The following is a 23,625-nucleotide window of genomic DNA, read 5'->3' on the forward strand; positions in this document are numbered from 1 at the left end:
CGCAGGCGCTATACTGGCTTGCCCCACTGTTTTCCCTTTGCGGCCGGCCGCCAGATTTGATCGCACCATGACATTCACTGCGCATGACAGGAACCTGTCGGTCTTCCATCACCCCGTCCTGACGGTGCTGGTCGACGATAGCAAATCGTTTATCGACAGCCTGGCGTTCCAGATGGATGCATCGCGCGCCGTGGTCAGCTTTACCGATCCGCGCGAGGCCCTGGGCTGGATCCGCGAAGCCTATGCCACGCGCCACCCCGCCTTCCTGCCGGTGCGCGTCACGCACGACGACCTGACCTTTCTTTCCGAGCGCCGCACCGTGCAGCTCGATGTCGACCGCATTCATCGCCAGATCCATGACGTGCACCGCTTCCTGCAGCCGGGCGTGATCGTGGTGGATTACTCGATGCCGCAGATGGACGGCCTGGAATTCTGCCAGTCGCTGGAAGACCTGCCCTGCAAGACCATCCTGCTGACCGGCACGGCGGACGAAAGCATCGCGGTGCAAGGTTTCAATCACGGCCTGATCGATCGCTACGTCAAGAAGCACGACCCGAACATGGTGGCGCGCCTGAACGAGGAAATCGACGCGCTGCAGCAGCAATACTTCGCCTCGATCTCGCGCACGCTGCGCGACCTGCTGACACGCCATTCGTACTCGTTCCTGTCCGATCCGGCGATGGCCGAGCGCGTGCGCCAGACCGCCGCGCGCTACGGTTTCGTCGAGTACTACCTGTTTCCGAATCCGGTCGGCATGCTGCTGTTGACGGCTCAGGGCCATGCCACGCTGATGGTGATCGAGACGCGCGCGGGACTGATGAGCCAGGTGGAATCGGCCGAAGCCTACGAGGCGCCGGCCGCGCTGATCGAGGGCCTGCGCGAAGGCCGCATCGTGCCGTTCTTCTGGCCGGGCAACGGCATGTACACGCCGGCCTGTGTCGATTGGGAGCAATACTGCCTGCCGGCGGAACGCTGCGAGGGCAACGAGGAATATTTCTACGCGCTGTTCGACCTGCCGCGCCATATGTTGCAGGAACCGGTGGTCAGCCTGCAGAGCTTCCTTGCAGAGTTCGCGCGCAATGCAGACGCGCTGACGGGGCGCAACCGGCACGCGTGAAGCGTGATGCGCAAGTTCCTGCGCGATCCCCGGGCCGCCGCGGCCTGAAGATCGCAGGGATGCAGCGCAACGTAGTCAGTCCTTCTTCTGCGGTTCGCGATTTGCGCCGCGCACCATGTCGAAACGAAACAGCCGGCATTCGATATTGCCGTTGAACAGCGGCGTCCGCCGCGATTCCTTGAGACGCAGACGTTTCGGCATCGACAGATCGCCGGTAAATACCCACGCCTGCCAGCCTGAAAAATTCTGCTTCAGGGTCGTGGCGAAGGCCGTGGCGAACTGGTTTGCGGCCGCCTCCTCGGCTTCGTCGCGCGGCGCATCCTGCAGCGCGTTACGGCGATCCCCACGCACCGCGATGCGCTCGCCGTAAGGCGGATTCATGATCAGCACACCGGCTTGCGCAAACGGCGGCTGCACGAAGCGCGCATCGACCTGCTTGAGCGGCACATCGCCGGGCAAGCCGGCGCGCTGCCAGTTGGCGTCCGCCATCGACAGCATGTCGGTCGAAATATCGGAACCCGCAATCTGCAGCGTGGCAGCACGGCCTGCCGCCTCTTCACGCGCGCGCTGCGCATCGGACCGCAATGCCTGCCAGGCCCGGGTATCGGCGCCTTTGAGCCATTCGAACGCGAAGGTGCGCCCCACGCCCGGCGCGATGCCGAGCGCCACTTGCGCGGCTTCCACCAGGAACGTGCCGCTGCCACACATCGGATCGAAAAACGGACGGTCCGTCTGTCCTTGCGTCCAGCCGGCCAGACGCAGAATGCCGGCGGCGAGATTTTCCTTCAGCGGTGCTTCGCCCTTTTCCATGCGCCAGCCGCGCTTGAACAAGGGTTCGCCCGTAGTATCCAGATAGAGCGTGCAATCGGTCTCGCTCAGGTGCGCGTAGATCCGGACGTCGGGGCTCACCGTGTCCACGCTGGGCCGTGCGCCGAGCCGCTCGCGCATCGCATCGCACACGCCGTCCTTCACGCGCAATGCCGTGAAATTGAGACTGCGCAGCGCGGACTTGTGCGACGTGATATCGACCCGCAGCGTCTCGTCCGGCGAGAACCACTGCTCCCAGCGCTGCTGGCGCGCCAGCGTGTAGATATCGTCTTCGTGCCGATAGCCGCGCTGCGCCACGCGCAACAGCACGCGGCTGGCAATGCGCGAATGCAGGTTCACCGCGTACGCGGCAGCCATCTCGCCGGAGAACGACACGCCGCCCGGCATCTCGCGATGCACCTCGAACGGCGCCGTGGCCGCCACGGCCGGATATTGCGCAATCTCGCGCAGCTCGTCGGCCAGCGCCGATTCAAGGCCGCGCGGGCAAGGAGCAAAAAAGGCTTGGGTCATGGCGTGAGATTCCTGAAAACAAAAACGTCCGCAACGGCGGACGGAACAAATTTGGCCCGGCGCGTCGATCAGCCCGCCGCGAGCGCGCGATCGAGAAAATCGAGCCGGTCCTGGCCCCAGTAGGGCTGACCGTCATGGATAAACCACGGCGCGCCGAACACATTGGCCGAAATCGCGTCCTGCGTATTCTGCGCATAGGCCGCCTGCACCGCTTGCGCCTCGCTGGCCTTGAGCAGTCCCGCGCCGTCGAAATCGTTCTCGTCGGCGATCTGCGCCAACGTGGCCGCGTCGGCAATATTGCGCTGCTCGGCCCAGATTGCGCGCGAGATTGCGCCGGTCAATTCCAGCGCGCGGGCGGTGCCGTGCGCCAGCTGCGCGGCGATGATCAGCCGGGCCGCGGCGTCGCCGGAGACCGGGAAGTAGGTCGGATGCAGGTTCATCGGGATATCGAGAAACTTGCTCCAGCGCTCGAGCTCGATCAGCCGATACGCCTGACGCTGCGGCGGGCGCTGCGCCAGCGGCAAGCCGCCGGAGACCGCAAACACCTTGCCCAGATCGGCCGGCTTTAGCAGCACCTGCGCATTGTGCCGGTTGGCGATCGCCACGAAACGCGCATGGCCCAGGTAGACGAACGGAGACTGTGGCGCCAGGAAATATTCGACCTGCTTGCTCATCACGACCTCATCGAAAAACAGTGGAAACCCAATAGCCTAGAACGGCTTTACGACAACCAGAATCACGATGGCCAGCAATACCAGCACCGGCAACTCGTTGAACCAGCGATAGAACGTATGCGAGCGCGTATTGACGCCCCGCTCGAACTTGCGCAGCAACACGCCGCAACCATGGTGATAGCCGATCAATACCAGTACCAGCGCCAGCTTGGCGTGCATCCAGCCCTGCCCCGCACCGCGCCCGATGCCGTAGCCCAGGAACAGCCACAGGCCAAACACCAGTGCCGGCACCGCGAGTATCGTCATGAAGCGAAATAGCTTGCGCGCCATGAGCAGCAGGCGTTTGACGCTTGCCGGATCGGTCTCCATCGCCAGATTGACGAAGATGCGCGGCAAATAGAACAGCCCCGCAAACCACGAGATGACGAACAGGATATGAAAGGCCTTGACCCAAAGCATCGACTTGTCCGTCCTTTCAGATGCGAATCTCGCCGTGACCGAACACGACGTACTTCAGGGAAGTGAGCCCTTCCAGTCCGACCGGACCGCGTGCGTGCAGCTTGTCATTCGAGATGCCGATCTCCGCGCCGAGTCCGTACTCGAAGCCATCGGCAAAGCGCGTCGATGCGTTGATCATCACGCTGGCCGAATCGACTTCCCGCAGGAAGCGCATGCCGGTCGTGTAGTTTTCCGTGACGATCGAGTCGGTGTGCGCCGAGCCATAGGTGTTGATGTGCGCGATGGCAGCGTCGAGGCCATCCACGATGCGGATCGCCAGCACGGGCGCCAGATATTCCAGGCGCCAGTCTTCTTCCGTGGCGTCGACCAGGCCAGAGAATCCGGCTGCTTCAAGTGTGGTGCGTGTATCGGCGCAGACACGCAACTCGACGCCTTTTTCCTGGTAGATACGGCACAACGGCGGCAGGATCGCGGTCGCCACCTTGCGCGACACCAGCAACGTTTCCATCGTGTTGCACGGCGCGTAGCGCTGGGTCTTGGCGTTGTCGCAGATGCGCACCGCCTTTTCGGCATCGGCATCGTCGTCGATATAGACATGACAGATGCCGTCCAGATGCTTGATCATCGGCACCCGCGCCTCCTCCATCAGGCGCGCGATCAGGCTCTTGCCGCCGCGCGGCACGATCACGTCGACGTATTCGGTCATCGTGATCAGGCGACCGACTGCCGCGCGATCGGTGGTCTCGATCACCTGAACCGCTTCGGCCGGCAAGCCGGCCGCGGACAGCCCTTCGGCCACCAGCGCTGCCAGCGCGGTGTTCGATTCGATCGCTTCGGAGCCGCCGCGCAGGATCGTGGCGTTGCCCGATTTCAGGCACAACGCTGCGGCATCGATGGTCACATTCGGACGCGATTCGTAAATGATGCCGATCACGCCCAGCGGCACGCGCATCTGCCCTACCTGGATGCCGGTGGGCCGGAACTTCATGTTGGTGATTTCGCCGATCGGATCGGCCAGCGCGGCGATCTGTTCGAGGCCGGCGGCCATCGTCGCAATGGCCTTGTCCGACAGCGTCAGGCGATCGATGAACGCGGCGTCCTGGCCATTGGCGCGGGCACGCTCCACATCGCGCGCGTTGACGGCCTTGAGCTGGTCGGCATCGCGCCGGATGGCTGCGGCAATCGTCAGCAACGCGCGGTTCTTGTCGGCCGTGGAGGCGCGCGCCATGGCGCGCGACGCCGCGCGGGCCTGCTGGCCGACGCGGTGCATGTAAGCGTGGAGATCGAACTCGGTCATGATGATGTCCCGGGCGATGCCCGGTTTGCTGTGGGTGCCGCGATGTCGATGTGCCGGCGCGGCTGCCAGCGATATTCTGATTCCGTCCGGTCTGGCGCTCGCCGTGCCGTGCTCAGGCCGGCCGCGCGACCATCAGCGCCAGTTCCAGCAGGCCATCCCAGGGCTCTGCCGGCAAACCGCCGCCCGGACCGCCTGCGCCGGGCAGATCCGACAGCCCCTTGACTTGCCGGTCGAGCCGCGCAGCCATCGCCAGGGCGGCTTCGAGTTGCGGCATCGACAGCCGCTGGGCCGCCTGTGGCACCAAGCGCTCGCGCGGGCCCCAGACACGCAGTTCACGCATCAGCACGCCCGCCGGCTTGCCGGCCGCCAGCCCTTGCCGGACCTTGGATAATACGCGAATTTCCTCGGTCAGCGCCCACAGCACCAGCACGGTGGCCTCGCCTTCGCCGCGCAATCCTTCCAGCATCCGCACCAGGCGCGGAACATCCCCCGCGAGCATCGCCTCGGACACCTTGAACACGTCGTAGCGGGCCACGTTGAGCACCGCATCGTGCACTTGATCGAACGTCAGCACGCCGGGCGGATAGAGCAAACCGAGCTTCTGAATTTCCTGATGCGCGGCAAGCAGATTGCCTTCGACCTTGTCGGCGATGAACTGCAGCGCGCGCCGGCCGGCTTCGCCCGGTTCCACGCGCTGCTGCTGCAGGGCAAGGCGGTCGCCCACCCATGCCGGCAAGCGCGTGCGATCGACCGCATCGACCTTGATCGACACGCCGGCTGATTCCAGCGCCTGAAACCACGCGGATTTCGATGCCGCAAAATCGAGCCGCGGCAGCGTGACCAGCATCACGACATCCTGCGACGGTTGGGCCGCGACGGCCCGCAGCGCCTCGCCGCCATCCTTGCCGGGCTTGCCCGTCGGCACGCGCAACTCGACGATCTTGCGGTCGCCGAACAGCGACATCGATTGCTGCGCCTCGGTGAGCTGGCTCCAGTGAAAACCGCGTTCGGCCACCAGCACCTCGCGCTCGGTAAAGCCGGATTCGCGCGCGGCCCGCCGCAGGCGGTCCACCGCCTCGAGCACCAGCAGGTGCTCGTCGCCATGCACCACGTACAACGGCGCCAGGCCCTTGGTCTGGGCCTGCCGGAGATGGGCGTCGAGTCCGTCGAGCTTCAGCTGCATCGTGGTGTCCTGGCGGATCTCCGCCTAGATCGTCTTGACTGCCGCAAGCCGGCGCATCAGTTGCTGCACCACGTCGCGCTGCATGTCGCGATAGAGCTGTTGTTCTTCGTAGTCCTTGGCCAGCGTGTTGGCTTCGTTGTACGTCAGGTCGCGCGTGAGCACCAGCGTGGACGGCCCGATCAGCTCCTTGCCCGTGGCATCGCGCAGGCGGAAGCTGAATCGCTGGGTCAGCCGATACTCGCGCACCACGCCCTCGGCGGTGATCGACAGGATCGTCTTGGCGCGCGTGTCGGCCAGCACGTCGAGCATCGCGTCGGCTTCCTTCGGGTCTTCGACGATCTTGGTGTCCGACCCGTTGCGGATATTGCGCCGCAAGTCCGCGCCCATCAGGGTATTCGACGGCAAGCCGATGTAAAGCCGCTTGAACGCGAAATCGGCATTACCGCGCATGTGAAAGCCGCAGCCGGCCAGCAGGCCAGCCGCCGCCATTGCGGCGCCGATGGCGAGAAATCCGCGGCGTCCCATGTCCGGTCGATCCATGTCTGTTCCTGACTATGTGCCTTACAGCACGACGTTGACGAGGCGGCCCGGGACCACGACGATCTTCTTGGGCGCCGCGCCGTTGGCAAACTTGGCGACGATCTCGTTGGCGGCGGCCGCGGCCTCGATCGCGGCGCGGTCTGCATCGGCCGGCACCGTGAGGCTCCCGCGCACCTTGCCGTTGACCTGCAGCACCAGTTCGATCTCGCTGCGCACCAGCGCGCCTTCGTCGACCTGCGGCCATGCGGCGTCGAGGATGTCGCCGAACTCGTCGGCGTAGCCCAGTTCCGCCCACAGTCCATGCGCGATATGGGGCACCACCGGGTACAGCACGCGCAGCAGGATGCTGAAGCCCTCGCGGCGGGCAGCCGGCGACGCGGACTTGGCATCTTCCAGCGCATTGAGCATTTTCATCGTGGCCGATACCACGGTGTTGTACTGGATGCGCTCGTAGTCGTAGTTGGCCTGCTTGAGCACGCTGTGGACCTCGCGGCGCAGCGCGGCGTCATCGGCGGTCGGCGCAGTGCCCGCACCGTCGCGGATCGCTTGCGCGTTGGCATAGCCGTAGTTCCACACGCGGCGCAGGAAGCGCGACGCGCCCTCCACGCCCGACCCGCTCCACTCGAGCTGCTGCTCGGGCGGCGCCGCGAACATCACGAACAGACGCGCCGTATCGGCGCCGTGCTGATCGATCAGCGCCTGCGGGTCGATGCCGTTGTTCTTGGACTTCGACATCTTTTCCACGCCGCCGATCACCACCGGCTGGCCGTCGGCCTTCAGCGTGGCGCCCACGGGACGGCCACGCTCGTCGGTCTTCAGGTCGACGTCGGCCGGGTTGTACCAGGTCTTCTTGCCCGCCGCGTCCTCGCGGTAGAACGTCTCGTTCAGCACCATGCCCTGCGTGAGCAGGTTCGTGAATGGCTCGTCGAACTTGAGTAGGCCCATGTCGCGCATGACCTTGGTCCAGAAACGCGCGTACAGCAAATGGAGAATCGCGTGCTCGATACCGCCGATGTACTGGTCCATCGGCATCCAGTAATCGTTACGCGCATCGACCATCGTGTCGGCGTCCGGGCAGGTGTAGCGCATGTAGTACCAGCACGAATCGATGAACGTATCCATCGTGTCGGTCTCGCGGCGCGCGGGCTTGCCGCACGACGGGCACGTGCAATGCAGGAAACGCGGATCCTTGGCGAGCGGATTGCCCGTGCCGTCCGGCACGAGGTCCTCGGGCAGCACCACGGGCAGGTCCTTCTCCGGCACCGGCACCACGCCGCAGCTGTCGCAATGGATCAGCGGGATCGGCGTGCCCCAGTAGCGCTGACGCGAAATGCCCCAGTCGCGCAGGCGCCACGTCACCTTCTTTTCGCCGAGGCCCTTGGCGGCCAGGTCGGCGGCGATGGCGTCGACCGCCGCCTTGTAGCCAAGGCCGTCATATTTGCCGCTGTGGATGCACCGGCCCGCTTCCTTGTCGCCATACCATTCCTGCCACGCATCGGTGGAATAGGCCTGGCCCTTGACGTCGATGACCTGCTTGATCGGCAGCTTGTACTTGTTGGCGAAGGCGAAGTCGCGCTCGTCATGCGCGGGCACGCCCATCACGGCGCCGTCGCCATAGGTCATCAACACATAGTTGCCGACCCACACGTCCACCTGTTCGCCGGTCAGCGGATGTGTGACCTGCAGCCCGGTGGGCATGCCCTTCTTTTCCATGGTCGCCATATCGGCTTCCATGACCGAGCCGTGCTTGCATTCCTCGATGAATGCGGCCAGTTCGGGATTGTTGGCGGCAGCGTGCGTGGCCAGCGGATGCTCGGCGGCAACCGCGCAGAACGTCACGCCCATGATCGTGTCGGCACGCGTGGTGAAGACATAGAGCTTGCCGTCGTTGATCGGCGCGCCGTCGGCGCCGCGGATGTCGTGCGGGAAGGCGAAGCGCACGCCTTCGCTGCGGCCGATCCAGTTCTGCTGCATGATCTTGACGCGCTCCGGCCAGCCCAGGTCGTCCAGATCGCCCAGCAGTTCCTGCGCGTAATCGGTGATGCGCAGGTAGTACATCGGGATCTCGCGCTTTTCCACGACTGCGCCCGAGCGCCAGCCGCGGCCGTCGATCACCTGCTCGTTGGCCAGCACGGTCTGGTCCACCGGATCCCAGTTCACGGTGCCGGTCTTGCGATAGGCGATGCCGCGTTCGAGCATCTTCAGGAACAGCCACTGATTCCAGCGATAGTAGTCGGGGCTGCAGGTGGCGACTTCGCGCGACCAGTCGATCGCCAGACCCATCGACTGCATCTGCTTCTTCATGTAAGCGATGTTGTCGTAGGTCCACGCGGCAGGCGCCACGCCGTTGTTGAGCGCGGCGTTCTCGGCGGGCATGCCGAACGCGTCCCAGCCCATCGGCATCAGCACGTTGCGGCCGTTCATGCGCAGGTAGCGCGCCATCACATCGTTGATGGTGTAGTTGCGCACATGCCCCATGTGGAGCTTGCCCGACGGATACGGCAGCATCGAGCAGGCGTAGAACTTCTCCTTTTCCTTGCCGTCGGGTCCGACCGCGTGCTCCGATACCTTGTAGGCGTCGATGGCTTGCCAGTGCTGCTGGGCGGCTTGTTCTACGGCGGACGGAAGATATTTGTCTTGCATGGTCAGGACGACGGTCTGGACAACGGTCCGCGCGCGGCGACTGGCGCGTCGGGCGGCCGGGGGGGATTGGATTGCGAAAGAGGCGATTATAACCGTGGCCGACCACCAAACCCGGCCGCCACGGCGCCCTGCAAAGGTAAAAACGGCCCGCCTGGGCGAGCCGTTGGACTTACTTCAGGCCCAGCACATCCTGCATGTCGAACATGCCGCTGGGCTTATCGGCCAGGAACCGGGCAGCGCGCACGGCGCCATCGGCATAGGACTGGCGGCTTGACGACTTGTGGCTGATCTCGATGCGTTCGCCGATGCCGGCGAACATCACCGTGTGATCGCCGACGATATCGCCGCCGCGGATGGTGGCAAAGCCGATCGAATTCGGATCGCGCGGGCCGGTGTGGCCCTCACGCGCGTACACGGCGCAGCTGTCGAGATCGCGGCCGATCGACTTGGCGATCACTTCGCCCATCGTCAGCGCGGTGCCGGACGGAGCGTCGACCTTATGACGATGATGGGCCTCGATGATCTCGATGTCGTAGCCCGTGGAAAGCAGCTTTGCCGCCACTTCGAGCAGCTTGAACGTAGCATTCACGCCAACGCTGAAGTTGGAGGCGAACACCACGCCGATCGATTCGGCCGCGTCGGCCAGCGCCTGTTTGCCGGCCGCATCGAAGCCGGTCGTGCCAACCACGATTTTCTTGCCCAGGCGCTTCGCGACGGCCAGATGTGCAAGCGTGCCCTCGGGGCGCGTGAAATCGATCAGGCAGTCGCTGTTACCCAGCACTGCGTCGATGTCGGCGGAAATTTTCACGCCCGTATCGCGACCGAGGAACATGCCGGCGTCCTGACCCAGCGCGGCCGAGCCCGGCACTTCCAGTGCTCCAGCCAGCGTGACGCCGTCGGTTTCCAGCACGGTCTCGATGAGCATGCGGCCCATGCGGCCGGATGCGCCTGCAATGGCGATTTTCATGATGCGACGATTCTGATGCCCGCGCCCCGCAAACGGCGCGGGCAGCGGGAGGGGTTGAAAGGGCTGAAGTGGCGGTCCGGGACCAGCCGCGCGCCGGCTCAGCTGGCCGGTTTGTCCTGCACGGCGCTGGCGGCCGGAGCGGGCGAAGCGGCCGGTGCCGGCGCAGCATCCGGCGATGCGGGCGTCGCCGGCGCGGCTTCAGGCGCGGACGCGCCAGCCGGCGTGGGCATCGGAGCCGGGGCCGAATCGGCAGGCGCGGGGCTGGGCGATGTGATCTTGCCCGGCGTCTGATTCTTCAGCGCAGCCTTCATGCCGTCGATTTCGGCAATCAGCTCATATTCGGACGGCAGCTCGCTGCCTTCCCACTTGACCAGCTTGTCGGCGTCGAAGAACACCGTGAAGTGGCGCGATTGCACGACTGGCGTGCTGCCGCGGCGGAACGAAAAGTAATAGTCCCAGCGATTGCCGTGGAACACGTCCTGCAGCAGCGGCGTGCCCAGCAGGAAGCGAACCTGGTCGCGCGTCATGCCTTCGCGCAGCTGGGAAACCGCTTCCCGCGACACGAAGTTGCCCTGAACGATATTGATGCGGTACGGCGTGATGGCGGAAGCCACCTTGCGCGACGTGCTGTCGTAAGCCGAGCAGGCGCCAGCGAGCAGCGCGGCTGCCAGCAGGGAAGACACCAGCGCCGGGCGCATGGCGGACGAACGGAATGAACGCATGTATCTCGCTTCCAGACGGGAATGATCTGTGCCGGAACCGGCGCACCGCATGATAGCGGTGGCTCCGGCACGGCCACGGCGCAACGGGTACGCCACCGCGCAGGCGGCGTCCGGGCGCCATGGCACCGGGGCGACTTTTGTCGCCAAAACCCTTATGATTCAACTATCCAGACATTGTACTCTAGGGAGTCACGCCCATGCCGAGTCCGGCGGACCTCAAAAATATCGGCCTGAAGGCGACTGTCCCCCGCCTGAAGATCCTTGAGATTTTCCAAACCAGCGAACAACGCCATCTGAGCGCGGAAGACGTTTACCGCATTCTGCTCAACGAGCATATGGATATCGGGCTGGCCACGGTTTATCGTGTGCTGACTCAGTTTGAACAAGCCGGCCTCCTGTCACGCAACAACTTTGAATCCGGCAAGGCGATTTTCGAGTTGAACGAAGGCAAGCACCATGACCATCTGGTGTGCCTGGATTGCGGCCGAGTCGAGGAATTTTTCGACGCGGACATCGAGCAGCGCCAGCAGAGCATTGCGCGCGAACGCGGCTTTGCGCTGCAGGAACACGCCTTGTCGCTGTATGGCAATTGCACGAAGGACAACTGCCCCCACCGGCCCAAGCGCTAAGCGGCGCGGCGCATGCCGTGCGAACGCGGACATGAAAAAACCGGCTCGCGCCGGTTTTTTTTCATTCCATTTTGTCGCTTATTTTTGTCGCTCACTCGTGCACATCCTGCTCGGCCACCACACGCAGATTTCGCGTCGTCGTGGTTTGCGGCGGCCCTACGAATTCTCCGACGACCTGGCGAAACAACGCGCGCGCCCAAACCAGCATCGGATGGGTGTTGCGGCTGCGGTGCCAGAACATATTGAGGCCCAGCGTGGTATTGAGCTCGGCGGGTAGCGGAAACGCCTTCAGCCCATAAGTCTCGCAAGCCATGTCCTTAGTAAGCGCGTTGACCGTGAAGATCATGTCGGTCTGCGCGGCCAGCTCTGCCTGCGCGCGCCATGAATGGACCGTCAGCGTGGCGTTGCGCTTGAGACCGCGCTGTTGCAAGGCGTAGTCCAGCGGAATCAGCGCCGCGGCCGGACGGCCAGCACCACCCGAATGCGCCATGAAGATATGGCTGCATTCAAGATATTGCTCCAGCGTCCATTCATTCCTCAATACCGGATGATTCTTGCGCGCGCAAACCCACAGGTTCAGCGACGTCACCATTTCCTCGACAATCTCGGGATGGCGCGTGGGGAATGGCGAAAAGGCGAGATCGAGTTCATTGGCGCGCATCGACGCGACGTCGCTTTCCCACGAGTGCGATTCGATCAGGCGAATATGCAGATCGGGCGCCAACTGCTTGATACGCAGGACAAAACGGTTGAAAACCGTATCGCCAAGCTCCGCGGCAAAGCCGATGCTCAACGTGCCGGTCGCGATGGCGGGATCGAAGTTGTCGGCATCGCCTTCATTGATCAACGACCAGAGATCGAGCATGTCGCGGATCTTCGGACCGAGCTCCAGCGCGCGCGGCGTGGGCGTCAGGCCGTGCGGCACGCGGATGAAGAGCGGATCGTCGAAGATCTCACGCAGCCGGCCCAGCGAATGGGACACCGCGGGGGCCGTCATGTGCATTTTTTCCGCCACATAAGTGGCGTTTCGCTTGCTCAGCAGCTCGGTAAAAATCACCAGCAGCTTGGTATCCACATTTACCATGATCAGGCCCGGTTGTTATATCTCACGCTTCTGGATGGCCCCACCACTTTCACTGGCTGCACATCAGATATCAACATATCTTCCGAGTGTAAGAGAAAAAAACGGCAGGGAAAAGCAAATTCGGCACTTCTCGCACTACGCTTGTCAATATCCGCCGTATTTTTGACAGCATTGAGACAGATAATGTCAAAAATCGAGCTGATGGCGTTCGAGAGTGCCGTTATATTGGCCCACATGTGCTAGTTCGTGCCTTGAGCCTGCGCAGATTGCATCAGATTTTTCGGATTCCGAATATGAATTCCCACCGTCTCCCCGTCGATCTCGCCAAGGCTTATCGCCTGCTCAATCACGGCCCCACCGTTCTGGTCAGCGCGGCAAACGGCGGCCAGCGCAACATCATGGCCGCCGCCTGGGCCATGCCGTTGGACTTTGCCCCGCCAAAGGTCGCCGTGGTGCTGGACAAGGCCACCTGGACACGGCAGTTACTCGAAGCGAGCGGCGAATTTGCGCTGCAGGTGCCCACAGTCAGCCAGGTCGACATCACGCAGGCGCTTGGCTCGAGTTCGGGCCGCGAGATCGCCGAGCAACAAGGCATCGACAAGTTCGCCGCGTACGGCCTCCAGACGTTTGCCGGCAGTGTGATCGGCGCGCCGTTGCTGGAAGGCTGCGCGGCGTGGCTGGAGTGCCGGATATTGCCAGAACCGGCGATTCAGCAAGGCTACGACCTGTTCCTTGGCGAGGTGGTGGCGGCCCACGCCGATGCGCGGGTATTCAGCGCAGGACGCTGGCACTTCGAAGGCCACGATGCGCTGCGGACCATCCACCACGTGGCGGGCGGGCATTTCCTAGTCGATGGCGCCAGCATCGACGCAAAGCCGATCGGCCCCTGATGCGCAGCGACCGGACAATAAAAAACGCGCCCGAAGGCGCGTTTCCATGAGGTTGCAAATGCCAATTACTTGGCAACGACACGTGCCATTTCCAGGCACTTGTTCGAGTAACCCCATTCGTTGTCGTACCAGCTCACCACCTTGATGAACGTGCCGTCCAGTGCGATACCGGCTTCGGCGTCGAAAATCGAGGTGCGTGCGTCGCCGCGGAAATCGGTGGCCACGACCTTGTCTTCCGTGTAGCCCAGCACGCCCTTCAACGCGCCTTCGCTTTGCGCCTTCATCTCGGCGCAGATTTCCTCGTACTTGGCCGGATTTTCCAGCTCGACAGTCAGATCGACCACCGACACATCGGAGGTCGGCACGCGGAACGACATGCCGGTCAGCTTCTTGTTCAGTTGCGGAATCACCACGCCCACGGCCTTTGCTGCGCCGGTCGACGACGGGATGATGTTTTCCAGGATGCCGCGGCCACCGCGCCAGTCCTTGTTCGACGGGCCGTCAACGGTCTTCTGCGTGGCCGTGGCGGCGTGCACGGTGGTCATCAGGCCGCGCTTGATGCCCCACTTGTCGTTCAGCACCTTGGCAACCGGCGCCAGGCAGTTGGTCGTGCAGCTGGCGTTCGAGATGATCGCCTCGCCCTTATACGTGTCGTGGTTCACGCCAAAGACGAACATCGGGGTGTCGTCCTTGGACGGCGCCGACATGATCACCTTCTTGGCGCCCGCGTCGATGTGCTTCTGTGCGCCTTCCTTGGTCAGGAAAATACCGGTCGATTCGATGACCACGTCCGCGCCAACTTCGCCCCACTTCAGTTCGGCCGGGTCCTTGACGGCGGTCAGGCGGATCTTCTTGCCGTTGACGACCAGCGTGTTGCCATCGACCGACACTTCGCCGTCGAAGCGACCGTGCACCGAGTCGTACTTCAGCATGTACGCCAGATAGTCCGGCTCGAGCAGGTCATTGATGGCGACGACTTCAATGTCCTTGAAGTTTGCGGCGGCCGCGCGGAACACCATGCGCCCGATACGGCCGAAACCGTTGATGCCGATCTTGATGGTCATGTCTATCTCCTAGAGTGCAATCGATAAAGCCAGTGGCCTGCGCCGGCAGCCGGCGCGTCGCACCGGCCTGCCGCGCGGGCGAATTTATTGGGCGAGCGTTGCGCGCACGGTGTCGGCCACGTTCTCGACCGTGAAGCCGAAGTGCTTGAACAGCACGCCGGCCGGCGCCGATTCGCCAAACGTATCGATGCCGACCACGGCCTGCACCTGATACTTCCACCAGAAATCCGTCACGCCAGCTTCCACTGCAATGCGCGGCACGCCGGCCGGCAGCACGCTGGCCTTGTAGGCGGCATCCTGCTTGTCGAACACGGTCGTCGCCGGGACGGAAACCACGCGCACGTGCACGCCTTCGGCAGCCAGCGCATCGGCGGCACCCACCGCCAAGCCCACTTCCGAACCGGTGGCGACGATCACGGCGTCCGGACGCTTGGTGCGCGGATTCTTCGCGTCGCGCAGTACATAGCCGCCGCGCGCAATGTTCGCGCGCGTGGCGTCGTCGCGTTTCTGGAACGGCAGGTTCTGGCGGCTAAAGATCAGGCAACTCGGGCCGTTCTCGCGGCGGATCGCCTCGGCCCAGGCCACGGCGGTCTCGGTGGTGTCGGCGGTACGCCAGACATCCATGTTCGGGATCAGGCGCAGGCTGGCAACATGCTCGATCGACTGGTGCGTCGGACCGTCTTCGCCAAGGCCGATCGAATCGTGCGTGAACACGAACAGCGAGCGGATCTTCATCAGCGCCGCCATGCGCAGCGCATTGCGGCTGTAGTCCGAGAACGTCAGGAACGTGCCGCCGTAAGGAATGTAGCCGCCATGCAGCGTGATGCCGTTCAGGATGGCGCTCATGCCGAATTCGCGCACACCGTAGTTGATGTGGTTGCCCCAGGCGTCGGCGCGTACGGCCTTGCTGCCCGACCAGTTGGTCAGGTTGGATCCGGTCAGGTCGGCCGAACCGCCGAGGAATTCCGGCAGCACCGGGCCGAACGCTTCGATCGTGTTCTGGCTGGCTTTGCGGGTGGCGATGGTCTCGGCCTTTTCTTCGCACTTGGCGATGAAAGCGTCCACGGTCTCGTCGAACGCGGCCGGCAGTTCGCCGCGCATGCGGCGCTGGAATTCGCCGGCTTCGTACGGATGCACCTGTGCGTAGGCGTCGAACAGCGCGTTCCAGGCCGATTCCAGCGCCTGGCCGGTTGCCTTCGCGTTCCAGGCTTCATACACGGCCTCGGGCAGTTCGAACGGCGCGTGCACCCAGCCCAGCGCCTCGCGCGTGGCCAGCACTTCGGCGCCGCCCAGCGGTGCGCCGTGCACGTCGTGACCGCCTTCCTTGTTCGGCGCGCCCTTGCCGATCAGGGTGCGGCAGCAGATCAGCGTCGGCTTGTCGCTGGCCTTGGCCTGCGCGATGGCGTTATCCACGGCCACCACGTCATGACCGTCCACGCCGCGGATCACGTTCCAGCCGTAGGCTTCGAAACGCTTCGGGGTATCGTCGGCAAACCAGTGCACCACGTCGCCGTCGATCGAGATGCCGTTGTCGTCCCACAACGCAATCAGCTTGTTGAGCTTGAGCGTGCCAGCCAGCGAGCACGCCTCGTGGCTGATGCCTTCCATCAGGCAGCCGTCGCCCAGGAAGACGTACGTGTGGTGATTGACGATGTCGAAGCCGGGGCGATTGAACTCTTCGCCCAGCAAGCGCTCGGCCAGCGCCATGCCCACGGCGTTGGTGATGCCCTGGCCCAGCGGACCGGTGGTGGTTTCCACGCCAGGCGTGATGCCATATTCGGGGTGGCCGGCGGTCTTGCTGTGCAACTGTCGGAAATTCTTCAGTTCCGCGATCGGCAGGTCGTAGCCGGTCAGGTGCAGCAAGGCGTAAATAAGCATCGATCCGTGGCCGTTGGACAGCACGAAGCGATCGCGGTCGGCCCACTGGGGATTGACCGGGTTATGCTTCAGATGCCGGCCCCATAGCGCCACGGCGATGTCCGCCATCCCCATCGGCGCACCGGGGTGGCCGGAATTGGCCTGCTGGACAGCGTCCATGGCAAGCACGCGGATGGCATCGGCCATCAGCTTGACGGGTTGGTTGGCGTAAGGGCTTGTGGCGGGATGGGCGAGGGCAGACATGCGAGAACCTGACGGCGGGAAAACCGCAATTTTAGCAGAAGCAGGCGGCAATTCCGGGCGCGCGGGCACTTCCCGAAGGGGTGGTCAAACGTGGACGGAATGGCTGGCGCCGGGGGCAGGCACCACGCTCGGGGAAGTGAGCGTGCTGGCGGCGTCCCGGACGCGCCACCAGCAGGTGGAAATCGGCGAGAACGCGCATTTTGGGCGAATTTTCCGGCTCGATGGCCGCATCATGAGCACCGAGGCCGATGCCTACATCCAACATGAACTGATGACCGCGCCGATGGCGGCAGTGCACGGAACGCCACGTTCGGCGTTGGTGGTGGGCGGTGGCGACGGCGGGTCGGCGTTCGAGCTGCTGCGTATTCCCACCATGCGGGAAGTCGTGGTGGCCGAGCTCGACGGCGAAGTCGTCCGGCTGGCGCGCGAGTGGCTCGGCGGCATTCACCAGGGCGCGCTGGACGAGCCGCTGGATCCGCGCCTGCATCTGGTGATCGGCGACGGGCTTGGACTGATGGAGGCATCCGCCCGGGCTGGTCGGCAATTCGACCTGATCGTCTACGACCTGACCGACGCCGACGACGGCAGCCCTGCCGCCGGCCTGTTTTCGCCGCACGGGCTGCAAACGGCGCGTCGGTGCCTGGCGCCGGGCGGCGCCATCTCGCTGCATCTGGGCCCGCCGCTGCATCGGCCCGATGCCGTGCGACGATTGCTCGCGCGCGTGCGCCAGACGTTTCAGCATGTGACGCCACTGACCACCTACGTGCCGGCCTATGGCGCGCTATGGGCCATCGCGCTGGCCAGCGACGCGCTCGACATCGCCGCCTTCCCAGCGCCACGCATCGCGGCGCGCCTGCATCAGTGGAAGCTCGACACGGCGCTGCGCGCCTATCGTCCCGAATGTCACGCCGCGCTGTTCACGCATCCGCTTCATCTTCAGGCGATCTTCGACAGCGCTGGCCGTCCCGCGTAACATGCACGGACGCCCCGCGCCCGGCCACGGACGCCGGGCTCATCCGTCCATCCGGGAGACCATCATGTCCAGACCGCCCAACACGCCCTGGCTGACGCCTTACCTGACGGTCGCCAGCGGTCGCTCAGCCATTGATTTTTATACCCGCGCGTTCGGCTTCACGATCGGGCACGTTGTCGACGAAAACGGCGTGCCCACCCACGCGGAAATGCATTACCAGGGCCAGCTCGTTGTCATGTTCGCGCCCGAAGGCGCCTGGGGCAGCACGGCCCGCACGCCGCGTTCGCTCGGCGTGGAAGCTCCGCAAACGTTTTACGTGTACTGCAATGATGTCGACGCCATCTACGCGCAGGCGATTGGCGCGGGTGCACTCAGCGTGATGCCGCCCGCGGATCAGTTCTGGGGCGACCGGTATTGCATGGTCGAAGATCCCGACGGTTACCGCTGGGGCTTTGGCTCGCCGCTTGCCCAGTCACCGGAAACCAGAAACGCCCCCTGATGCCAAGATTTTTTGTCGATGCGGCGTTGGCCGCCGATGCGGTACTCGATTTACCGGAAGCCGTTGTTCGCCACATCCACGTGCTGCGTCTGTCGCCAGGGGATGCGATCACGTTGTTCAACGGGGCTGGCGGCAGTTTCGAAGCAACGCTTGCCGATATCGGCAAACGCCACGCCAGCGCACGCATCGTCGCACATGACACGCGCGAGGCGGAATCGCCGATAGGCGTTACGTTGGCGCAGGGGCTTGCCGGCGGCGACAAGATGGATTGGCTGATCGAGAAAGCCGTCGAGCTGGGCGTGTCGGCAATCCAGCCGTTGCAGGCGAGCCGATCTGTGGTACGGCTCTCAGGCGAACGCGCGGAGAAGCGCCAGGCGCACTGGCAGGCGCTTATTCAGGCGGCGTGCGAGCAATGCGGTCGCAATCGCTTGCCGACGCTCACGCCGGTGGCTACGGTTGAGGCGTGGCTGGCTGGTGCCGCTTCCTCGCCCGGCGCGAAGCTGCTGCTGTCGCCGCGCGCGACGGGGTCGCTGCCAGATCTGGCGCGCACGCACGGTGACGCGTGGCGCGACGCGGGCGTGACACTGTTGATCGGGCCCGAGGGCGGGCTTTCGCCCGACGAAGAACAGGCCGCGCGTTCGGCCGGCTTTATCGGCGTGTCACTTGGGCCGCGCATCCTGCGTACCGAAACCGCCGGGCTGGCTTGCCTGGCGACGCTGAACGCCATTCTTGGCGGATTTTAAAGGAGCCTGTGATGGGACTACTCGATAGCGTACTGGGCGGTGTGCTGGGCCAGATGGGCGGCCAGCCATCCGAAGGCCAATCCACCGGCATGAATCCGAAGCTGATGATGGCGCTTGGGCTGCTTGCGATGCTGGCCATGCGACACAAGAGCCAGGGCGCCGATGGCAGCGTGGCCCCGACCGAAGCCGGCGAAAGCGGGCTCGGCGGTCTGGGAGGACTCGGCGGACTGGGCGGCATGCTCGGTGGCATGCTGGGCGGCGGCAGCGCCCCCGCGCCGGGCGGTCTCGACCTTGGCTCGCTGCTGGGCGGCCTGCTGGGTGGCCACGGCGAAGCCGCTGGCTCGGCCCAGGCAGTCGGCGCGGCGGCCGGCGGCATCGGCGCGCTGCGCGACGTGCTGGCGCAAGCCGGCTTGGGGCAGCAGGTCGATTCCTGGATCGGCACCGGCGCCAATCAGGCGATCAGCGCAACCGATCTGTCCAGCGCGCTCGGCAACACCGGCGCGCTGCAATCGCTGGCGGAAACCACTGGCATGTCATCGGACGATGTCGCCGCCAGTTTGAGCGAGGGGCTGCCCGAGCTGATCGACCGGCTCACGCCTGACGGACATCTTCCCCCCGCGGCATAACGCCAATGGCCCGGAAAGCAAAAAGCCCGCTGCAAAACCAGCGGGCTTTTTGTTTGCGGTTGGACTCGAACCGTCAGGCGAACGAGTAGAACACGCGGAACTGCACCTTGCGCTCGGCCCAGAATTCCGCGGCATCGCGGAACACGTCCAGCAGCACCTCGCGCGCTTCCTTGTCGAACTTCTGCGCGATCGGCAAGCCTTCCAGCACGATCACGAAACCGGGCTGCGGGCCGGCCTTGTGAATCATGTCGGTCAGGCAGTCGGACAGCGCATCGAAATTCTTTCCGAAATGCTTCGGGAACGTGAATTCCGTGGCGATGCGCTCCAGGATTTCCGCCTTGCTGGCGCAATCGGCGCAGTTGGCATACAGGAAATGCTGGTTCAGCACGGCGGCAGCCTGCGCCAGTTCGGGCACGCGGAACGCGCGGATCGACTGGACAATATTAGGGCGCACCGACTTGAACAGATTCATGGCTCCCTCGTTGGTGCCGTCATCAGCCCACGTGGCCATGGCAGGCGCGCAAGCAGGCGGAAGTCGTTGCGTCAGATCCTGGCGTGGCATCATCAGCACGTTGTCGTAAAGGTTCTGGGCCTGATGGTGGGCCCTTTGCCAGCCATCTCCGGCGCCGCGCTCCTCGCGGGCGGCAAGGGCGTCGCCCAATCCGAAAATGTCAGTCATCATTTGGTTATCCGTTTGAAACTGTTGTAGTGGTCTTCCGTGTAATAGCAGTCGTTGGCGGCGCGTTGATCACCACCGCAAACAATACGCTTGGCTCCCCGATTCCGGCTTTTGCTGTTCTTGACGGTGTATTCGCGGTAAAACCCGCGGGGCTGCTGCGGCAGGCTTCGCTCGTAATTGCCAAACCGCGAACCATCCTTGTCATACGGGAACGGCCCACCGGACTGGATCAGATCCAGTGTTTGCCGCGCCTCGTTTGGCAACTGCTGGGCGGCGATGGTTCCCACCACCCCCTGTACATCCGATTGCGCAGCGGACTGCCGCGCGATCGCGCCCTGCGGCGTCATCGCCAGCGCCAGCGACAATGCGGCGCCCGCGAACACATGGCCCAGGCTTCGCGCCAGGCTCAGGGACTGCCAAATTGACTGCCGCTGCGGCTGGCTCGGGAAATACCGGGGACCCACGTTATCGAAAAAGACTGGCTAAGAAGTAATTGGCAAGCCATTCCGGCCCGTTGGCGACTGTGCTCGCAACCCTCTGCGGGCTCAGACTCCCGCGATGCGAGCGTCTGCATTCAAGGGCGTAAGGTTACGCGCATGTCCACCATTAATCAATCCCCGCACTTTTGCCAGCGCGATTTTCTCAATTGTTTCAATATGTTATTGATATGTGTGCGCATACTAACCTCGCATGCGCCACGCTGACGCGGGTATGAAAAAAGCCGGGCGAACCCGGCTTTTACGGCACTTGTCCCGGAAAACCTAAAGAGGCGTCCGAATCCCTGCACTCAACACTTGGCCGCGGCGTCCACCACGACCAAAGCGGTCATGTTGACGATACGGCGCACCGTCGCGGACGGCGTCAGAATGTGCACCGGCGCCTTCACGCCGAGCAGGATCGGGCCGATCGCGACGTTGTTGCCCGCCGCCACCTTGAGCAGGTTGTACGAGATATTGGCCGCGTCGATGTTCGGGCACACCAGCAGGTTGGCTTCGCCCTTGAGCGCGCCATCGGGCACCAGCGAATCGCGCAGCTTTTCATCGAGCGCGCTGTCGCCATGCATTTCGCCGTCGACTTCGAGGTCAGGCGCGCGCTCGCGCAGGATCTTCAGCGTGTCGCGCATCTTGCGCGCCGACGGCGCCTCGGAAGTGCCGAAGTTCGAATGCGACAGCAGGCCAACCTTGGGCTCGATGCCGAAACGCTTCAGTTCCTCGGCGGCCATGATCGTGATCTCGGCCAGTTCATCGGCAGTCGGATCGACATTGACGTGCGTATCGACCAGGAAGATCTGGCGACCCGGCAACACCAGGCCGTTCATCGCCGCATAGACCTTGTTGGTGCCGCCCAGCACCTGATCGATGTAGCGCAGATGGGCCGCGGTCGTGCTGACCGTGCCGCAGATCATGCCGTCCGCCTCGCCCTTCTTGAGCAGCATCGCGCCGATCAGCGTGGTGCGGCGGCGCATTTCCAGCTTGGCGTACTGCTGCGTGATGCCTTCGCGAGCCATCATGCGGTAGTAGGCATCCGAATAGTCGCGGAAACGCTCGTCGTGCTCGGGATTGACCACCGTGAAATCGACGCCCATGCGCAGGCGCAGGCCGAAGCGCTCGATGCGGTGCGAGAGCACAGCCGGACGGCCGATCAGGATCGGGTTGGCCAGCTTTTCGTCGACGATCACCTGTACCGCGCGCAACACGCGCTCTTCCTCGCCTTCGGCGAAGACGATACGCTTCTTTTCCATCTCCACCTTGCGCGCAGCCGCGTAGATCGGCTTCATCAGCGTGCCCGAGTGGTAGACGAACTGCTGCAGTTGCAGGCGATAGGCGTCCATGTCCTCGATCGGACGCGAAGCCACGCCCGACTTCGCGGCGGCCTCTGCCACGGCCGGCGCGATCTTGACGATCAGGCGCGGATCGAACGGCTTCGGGATCAGGTATTCCGGTCCGAAAGACAGGTCCTGGATGCCGTAGGCCGACGCCACGATATCGCTCTGTTCCTGGCGCGCCAGTTCCGCTACCGCATTGGCGGCGGCGATTTCCATTTCACGCGTGATCGTGGTGGCGCCGCAATCGAGTGCGCCACGGAAAATGAACGGGAAGCAGAGGACGTTGTTGACCTGGTTCGGGTAGTCGGTACGACCGGTCGCCATCACGGCATCCGGGCGGATTTCCTTGACCAGTTCCGGCATGATTTCCGGGTTGGGATTGGCCAGCGCCAGCACCAGCGGCTTGTCGGCCATCTTCTGCACCATCTCAGGCTTGAGCACGCCGGCGGCGGACAGGCCCAGGAAGATGTCGGCGTTGTCGATGACTTCGGCCAGCTTGCGCTTGTCGGTCTTTTGCGAGAAGCGCGCCTTTTCCGGGTCCATCAGCTCGGTACGGCCCTCGTAGACCACGCCGGCCAGGTCGGTCACCCAGATGTTTTCGATCGGCAGGCCCATGTCGACCAGCAGGTCCAGGCAGGCCAGCGCGGCGGCGCCAGCGCCCGAGGCCACCAGCTTGACCTTGGAGATGTCCTTGCCAACCACTTTCAGGCCATTGATCACGGCGGCGCCGACAACGATCGCGGTGCCGTGCTGGTCATCGTGGAAGACGGGGATCTTCATGCGCTCGCGCAGCTTGCGCTCCACGTAGAAGCATTCCGGCGCCTTGATGTCTTCCAGGTTGATGCCGCCGAAGGTGGGTTCCAGCGACGCGATGATTTCAACCAGCTTTTCCGGGTCTTTCTCGTCGATTTCGATGTCGAAGACGTCGATACCGGCAAATTTCTTGAACAGGCCGGCCTTGCCTTCCATCACCGGCTTGGACGCCGCGGCGCCGATGTCGCCCAGTCCCAGCACGGCCGTGCCGTTGGTGATCACGCCAACCAGGTTGCCGCGCGCGGTGTAGCGGAACGAATTGGCCTGGTCGGCAACGATTTCCTCGCACGCGGCGGCCACGCCCGGCGAATAGGCAAGCGCCAGATCGCGCTGGTTGGACAGCGGCTTGGTGGGAGTGACGGAAATCTTGCCGGGGGTCGGAAACTCGTGATATTCGAGTGCGGCCTTGCGCAGCGCCTCACGCTGCTGTTGTTTCAGATCGTCTTGGGACGGGGACTGCTGAGGGCTTGTCATCTGCGCATCTTCCGATCGGTGGAGCCGCACTGAATAACGCTTTGCGACGAGTACGGGCCGGCTCCACGAACCCGCTGTCTCCGCTTGTAGGCGCTTTGGAATTGCGCATTTTATATTGTGAAATACTATTTCACAATAAGCGTTTTGCGCGGGGCACCTTTGCGTTTCGGTACAATATGCCGCATGCCGATGGGCTTGACCAGCCGGTATGTCCACTGAATCCGCGCTGGCCTTCATCAGCGCTTGCCTCCCGGGTTACTCAACG

The 23,625-nt window shown here is 63.9% G+C and carries 22 protein-coding genes; 7 read left to right on the plus strand and 15 right to left on the minus strand.

Translation table 11 applies throughout. The features are described from left to right. Positions 1-67 precede the first annotated feature (67 nt). Positions 68-1,117, plus strand: a complete 1,050-nt coding sequence (locus tag AC1RKI_RS06620; protein WP_061955464.1) for a response regulator — start codon at positions 68-70, stop codon at positions 1,115-1,117. 75 nt (positions 1,118-1,192) lie between these two features. Here AC1RKI_RS06620 and AC1RKI_RS06625 read toward each other — a convergent pair whose 3' ends face one another. The 9 genes from AC1RKI_RS06625 to AC1RKI_RS06665 form a co-directional block, all read right to left on the minus strand. Then, positions 1,193-2,455, minus strand: a complete 1,263-nt coding sequence (locus AC1RKI_RS06625; RefSeq protein ID WP_244786087.1) for a THUMP domain-containing class I SAM-dependent RNA methyltransferase — start codon at positions 2,453-2,455, stop codon at positions 1,193-1,195. Between the two features lie 68 nt (positions 2,456-2,523). Further along, positions 2,524-3,129 (minus strand): 2-hydroxychromene-2-carboxylate isomerase, encoded by a 606-nt coding sequence (locus tag AC1RKI_RS06630; protein ID WP_061955460.1) that lies wholly within the window; start codon positions 3,127-3,129, stop codon positions 2,524-2,526. Between the two features lie 36 nt (positions 3,130-3,165). Further along, positions 3,166-3,588, minus strand: coding sequence for a CopD family protein (locus AC1RKI_RS06635; protein WP_150979558.1), 423 nt, complete (start codon positions 3,586-3,588; stop codon positions 3,166-3,168). Between the two features lie 16 nt (positions 3,589-3,604). Further along, positions 3,605-4,885 carry a glutamate-5-semialdehyde dehydrogenase gene (locus AC1RKI_RS06640; protein WP_061955456.1) on the minus strand — a complete coding sequence of 427 codons (1,281 nt, stop codon included), beginning with the start codon at positions 4,883-4,885 and terminating at the stop codon, positions 3,605-3,607. A gap of 112 nt (positions 4,886-4,997) precedes the next feature. Then, entirely contained in the window at positions 4,998-6,068 is a 1,071-nt protein-coding gene (holA, locus tag AC1RKI_RS06645; protein ID WP_492794430.1) for a DNA polymerase III subunit delta, read from the minus strand. Positions 6,069-6,092: 24 nt separating this feature from the next. Continuing rightward, entirely contained in the window at positions 6,093-6,608 is a 516-nt protein-coding gene (locus AC1RKI_RS06650) for an LPS-assembly lipoprotein LptE (RefSeq protein ID WP_061955452.1), read from the minus strand. 21 nt (positions 6,609-6,629) lie between these two features. Further along, on the minus strand, positions 6,630-9,251 hold the full coding sequence (gene leuS, locus AC1RKI_RS06655) for a leucine--tRNA ligase (protein WP_492794427.1): 2,622 nt from the start codon (positions 9,249-9,251) through the stop codon (positions 6,630-6,632). Positions 9,252-9,420: 169 nt separating this feature from the next. Then, on the minus strand, positions 9,421-10,218 hold the full coding sequence (dapB, locus tag AC1RKI_RS06660; RefSeq protein WP_341248134.1) for a 4-hydroxy-tetrahydrodipicolinate reductase: 798 nt from the start codon (positions 10,216-10,218) through the stop codon (positions 9,421-9,423). Positions 10,219-10,316: 98 nt separating this feature from the next. Further along, positions 10,317-10,940 carry an outer membrane protein assembly factor BamE gene (locus AC1RKI_RS06665; protein WP_061955448.1) on the minus strand — a complete coding sequence of 208 codons (624 nt, stop codon included), beginning with the start codon at positions 10,938-10,940 and terminating at the stop codon, positions 10,317-10,319. Between the two features lie 197 nt (positions 10,941-11,137). Between AC1RKI_RS06665 and fur the strand changes: the two genes are divergently transcribed. Next, positions 11,138-11,569 (plus strand): ferric iron uptake transcriptional regulator, encoded by a 432-nt coding sequence (gene fur, locus AC1RKI_RS06670; RefSeq protein ID WP_061955446.1) that lies wholly within the window; start codon positions 11,138-11,140, stop codon positions 11,567-11,569. A gap of 91 nt (positions 11,570-11,660) precedes the next feature. On the opposite strand, the gene AC1RKI_RS06675 is transcribed toward fur, so the two are convergent. Beyond that, positions 11,661-12,653 carry a LysR family transcriptional regulator gene (locus AC1RKI_RS06675; protein WP_492794425.1) on the minus strand — a complete coding sequence of 331 codons (993 nt, stop codon included), beginning with the start codon at positions 12,651-12,653 and terminating at the stop codon, positions 11,661-11,663. 293 nt (positions 12,654-12,946) lie between these two features. Here AC1RKI_RS06675 and AC1RKI_RS06680 point away from each other — a divergent pair, with 293 nt between their 5' ends. Beyond that, positions 12,947-13,543, plus strand: coding sequence for a flavin reductase family protein (locus AC1RKI_RS06680; RefSeq protein WP_492794423.1), 597 nt, complete (start codon positions 12,947-12,949; stop codon positions 13,541-13,543). 65 nt (positions 13,544-13,608) lie between these two features. Here the strand turns inward: AC1RKI_RS06680 and gap are convergent, their stop codons facing one another. Next, the gene (gap, locus tag AC1RKI_RS06685; protein WP_061955440.1) at positions 13,609-14,607 is read right to left on the minus strand and encodes a type I glyceraldehyde-3-phosphate dehydrogenase; all 999 of its coding nucleotides are present in this window, start codon (positions 14,605-14,607) and stop codon (positions 13,609-13,611) included. 84 nt (positions 14,608-14,691) lie between these two features. Further along, complete coding sequence (gene tkt / locus AC1RKI_RS06690) at positions 14,692-16,728, minus strand: transketolase (RefSeq protein ID WP_150979551.1); 2,037 nt, start codon at positions 16,726-16,728, stop codon at positions 14,692-14,694. Here tkt and AC1RKI_RS06695 point away from each other — a divergent pair. From AC1RKI_RS06695 to AC1RKI_RS06710, 4 genes are all read left to right on the plus strand, one after another. Continuing rightward, positions 16,727-17,701, plus strand: coding sequence for a spermine/spermidine synthase domain-containing protein (locus AC1RKI_RS06695; protein ID WP_492794421.1), 975 nt, complete (start codon positions 16,727-16,729; stop codon positions 17,699-17,701). The two genes, tkt and AC1RKI_RS06695, sit on opposite strands and share 2 nt — an antisense overlap. Positions 17,702-17,765: 64 nt before the next feature. After that, positions 17,766-18,200: a VOC family protein gene (locus AC1RKI_RS06700; protein ID WP_244786095.1), complete on the plus strand. Its 435-nt coding sequence runs from the start codon at positions 17,766-17,768 to the stop codon at positions 18,198-18,200. Next, positions 18,200-18,943 (plus strand): 16S rRNA (uracil(1498)-N(3))-methyltransferase, encoded by a 744-nt coding sequence (locus AC1RKI_RS06705; protein ID WP_492794419.1) that lies wholly within the window; start codon positions 18,200-18,202, stop codon positions 18,941-18,943. Before AC1RKI_RS06700 ends, AC1RKI_RS06705 begins: the two co-directional genes overlap by 1 nt. A gap of 11 nt (positions 18,944-18,954) precedes the next feature. Then, positions 18,955-19,569: a YidB family protein gene (locus AC1RKI_RS06710; protein ID WP_061955426.1), complete on the plus strand. Its 615-nt coding sequence runs from the start codon at positions 18,955-18,957 to the stop codon at positions 19,567-19,569. Between the two features lie 73 nt (positions 19,570-19,642). Here AC1RKI_RS06710 and AC1RKI_RS06715 read toward each other — a convergent pair whose 3' ends face one another. The 3 genes from AC1RKI_RS06715 to AC1RKI_RS06725 form a co-directional block, all read right to left on the minus strand. Next, entirely contained in the window at positions 19,643-20,251 is a 609-nt protein-coding gene (locus AC1RKI_RS06715; RefSeq protein WP_061955424.1) for a barstar family protein, read from the minus strand. Then, positions 20,248-20,595, minus strand: coding sequence for a guanyl-specific ribonuclease (locus tag AC1RKI_RS06720; RefSeq protein ID WP_061955548.1), 348 nt, complete (start codon positions 20,593-20,595; stop codon positions 20,248-20,250). The genes AC1RKI_RS06715 and AC1RKI_RS06720 overlap by 4 nt, the downstream gene beginning before the upstream one ends. A 440-nt stretch (positions 20,596-21,035) precedes the next feature. Continuing rightward, positions 21,036-23,360 (minus strand): NADP-dependent malic enzyme, encoded by a 2,325-nt coding sequence (locus AC1RKI_RS06725; RefSeq protein WP_061955422.1) that lies wholly within the window; start codon positions 23,358-23,360, stop codon positions 21,036-21,038. Positions 23,361-23,625: the final 265 nt, after the last annotated feature.

The organism is Cupriavidus sp. GW822-FHT06G04 (assembly GCF_058799075.1).